The organism is Prevotella sp. CAG:592, assembly GCF_000436015.1.
GTDB classification, from domain to species: Bacteria; Bacteroidota; Bacteroidia; order Bacteroidales; family Bacteroidaceae; genus Prevotella; species Prevotella pectinovora.
The window spans coordinates 3416-6642 of the sequence record NZ_FR892635.1 but is presented as its reverse complement, the minus strand read 5'-3'; the positions used below and the strand labels follow the sequence as shown (position 1 = coordinate 6642).

Annotated in this window: 1 protein-coding gene and 1 pseudogene; both read left to right on the top strand. The window is 54.4% G+C overall.

Annotation, left to right across the window (positions count from 1 at the left end):
- Positions 1 to 616: pseudogene (locus tag QVO99_RS10590) on the top strand (DUF5703 domain-containing protein); the annotation flags it as partial.
- Between the two features lie 14 nt (positions 617 to 630).
- A partial coding sequence (locus QVO99_RS10585; RefSeq protein WP_288177222.1) for a family 78 glycoside hydrolase catalytic domain occupies positions 631 to 3227 on the top strand: 2597 nt, incomplete at its 3' end.

Here is a 3227-nt window from a genome sequence, read left to right as displayed (position 1 = left end):
CGTGGCCGCCCTGCAGACAGTCGCCCGACAATGGACTGAATACAATGGCGACAGCCTCAACGGCATCATGAAGCGCATTCCCGAAATACCGCTACGCACCATCAGCGGCGACACCTGCATCGCCCCGGCTATAGTATGGGCAAGGATACAGAACATTGAGACACCTCAGCTATATCCCGTATTTCCATGGAGGATATACTGCATGGGCAGAGACAATCTGAATATCGGCCGCAACACATATCTGAAAGATCCTCACGCTGTGGAAATGAGAGCCACCAAGGGATGGAAACAGGACAATATCTGGGCTGCCTGTCTGGGACTGACTGACGAGGCATTACGCCTGAACAGTGAGAAGCTCGCCGACGGACCTTACCGCTTTCCTGCCTTCTGGGATCCCGGCTACGACTGGGCTCCCGACTGCAACAAGGGCGGAGCGTCGATGATTGGTCTGCAGGAAATGCTGCTACAGGAGAAGCCGGACGGCGAACTGCTGTTCTTCCCGGCATGGCCACGAGACATAAACGCCAGATTCAGACTGAAAGCCACTGGTGGGCGCACCGTAGAGGCTGAAATCAGAAACGGGAAGATTGAGAACAAAAAAGTATGGAAAGATTGAATAATCCAAGGTAAATGAGAAAGACCACTATAGCAACACTTCTGGCATTGGCAGCCCTTTCGGCAGAAGCCAAGATAACGATAACCGGAACATCATGCAACTATCAAAGGGAACTGGCAGTCAGCCAGGGCGATGTAAGATTCGGTTGGAAGATGACGTCAGATGCCGTCAACGACCGTCAGAAAGCCTATCAGATAATCATCACCGAGAGCGTTACGGGCAAGACCGTATATGACTCCGGCAAAAGGAAATCTGCCGAAAGCCAGAACATCACCACACCTGACCTGCCGGCAAACAGACACGGATACGAATGGCAGGTGAGGGTATGGGACAAAGACGGGAAGCCTTCGGAATGGAGCGCAAGACAGAAGATACGCATCGTACCAGCTTCTGCCGACCTGTCTGCCGGCGGTATCTCTCCAAGATGGATTGGCGCCATAACCAAAGCCGACGCCCGTCTGCCGGAGGGCAGATTCTCTAACGCGGAATTCAAGAAAGACTATTTCAAGGAGAAATGGAACGCCGTAGACTCTCTCTCGGCACGGAGCATAATCATGAGGAAGGGATTCTCCAACGACGGCAGGACGGTGACCGATGCCGTGGCATACGTCAGCGGCATGGGCCACTACGAGATGCGCATCAACGGCAAGAAGGTGGGCGACAGCGAATTTGCACCGCTATGGAGCGAATACTCCAAGACCGTATACTACAATACCTACGACGTGACTTCTCTGCTCACCGGAGGTCACAATGCCATAAGCCTTCTGCTCGGCAACGGATTCTTCAACGTGCAGCGTGGCAACAGATACAGCAAGCTGATGACCAGCTTCGGTGCGCCGCAGATGATACTGCGACTGGAGATAAACTACAGCGACGGCACAAGTCAGACGATTGTCAGCGACGGGTCGTGGAAATATGCCCTCAGCCCCATTACCTTCAACAGTATCTACGGCGGAGAATCGTTCGACGCCAGACTGACACAGAGTGGGTTCGACCTCGCCCACTTCGACGACACGGAATGGAAAGACGCCGTGCTGACGGAGGGAACGGACGGAAAACTCAGTCCCCAGACGGCACCGCCTGTGAAGATTATGGAGCGCTTCGCCATCAAGGAGTGGCATTATCTGCCTCTAGACTCCGTAGCACCGGCATCGGCAAAGACCAAGCGCAGCGTCTCTCCTCACACCTTCATTGCTGACATGGGACAGAACCTGGCGGGATTTCCTGAAATCAGAGTGAAGGGAAGACCTGGACAGAAAGTGACGATGCTCGTGTCGGAGAATCTGAACAGGCAGGGTGTATGCGACCAGCGACAGACGGGCCGCCAGCATTACTACGAATATACCATCGGCAGCGACACCACAGAGACATGGCATCCGCACTTCTCTTATTATGGTTTCAGATACATACAGGTGGAGGATGCTGTGCTCGAGGGCGAACCAAATCCTGACAACCTGCCGGTGATTGCCGACCTCAAGAGTTGCTTCATATACAACTCTGCCGAAGAGGGTTCAGAATTCGAATGTTCCAACCCGCTGTTCACACAGACCCATCGTCTGATAGAGCGTGCCGAAAGGAGCAATATGCAGGGTGTGCTGACGGACTGTCCGCACCGCGAAAAACTGGGATGGCTGGAGCAGGACCACCTCGTGGGACCGAGTCTCTTCTACAACTACGACATGACGACGCTGACCCCGAAGATAATACGCGACATCACGGATACGCAGAAGACTGACGGAATGGTGCCTACCACGGCACCGCAATATGTGTCGTTCGGAAACCTCTTCGACGACTCACCTGAATGGGGAAGCACTCTGCTGATAATGCCGTTCATGTATTATGAGCAGTATGGCGACAACTCCATCATCACCCGCAACTACGAGGCCATGCGCCGCTATGTGGACTATCTCACGGGGCGCGCAAAAGACGGTATCGTGAGCCACGGACTGGGCGACTGGTACGACGTGGTGGAGGGCAAAGCCGGATTCTGCCATAACACACCGATACCACTCGTTGCCTCGGCTCACTATATCCTCGACCTGCAGCTGCTGACAAAGGCTGCCAGGATGACCGGAAACAAGGCTGACGTGGAGAAATACTCCAGGATACGCGACTATGCCGTGGAAGCATTCAACCGGGAATTCTATAAGGCTGACTCCTGCTATTATGGTTCCGGCAGCCAGACATCAAACGCCCTGCCGCTCTTCCTCGGCATAACGGGAAAGAACAAGGCGGCGGTGCTGCAGTCGCTGATTTCTGACATCGAGAAGCACGGCAACAGATTGACGACCGGCGACGTGGGCAACAGATACCTGTTCATGACACTGGCTGCCAACGGCAAGGACGAACTGCTATACAAGATGCTCAACCACTACGACACTCCGGGCTATGGTTTCCAGATAAAACAGGGAGCCACGACGCTCACAGAACAATGGGACCCTCGCCAGGGATCATCGTGGAACCACTTCATGATGGGGCAGATTGACGAATGGTTGTTCAAGGAGATTGCCGGCATACGCAACATGCCTGGCACCAATGGCATGCGCCACCTTCTCATCTCCCCCACCCTGCCCGGCGACCTGACATACGTGAAGGCTCACACCACGACGCT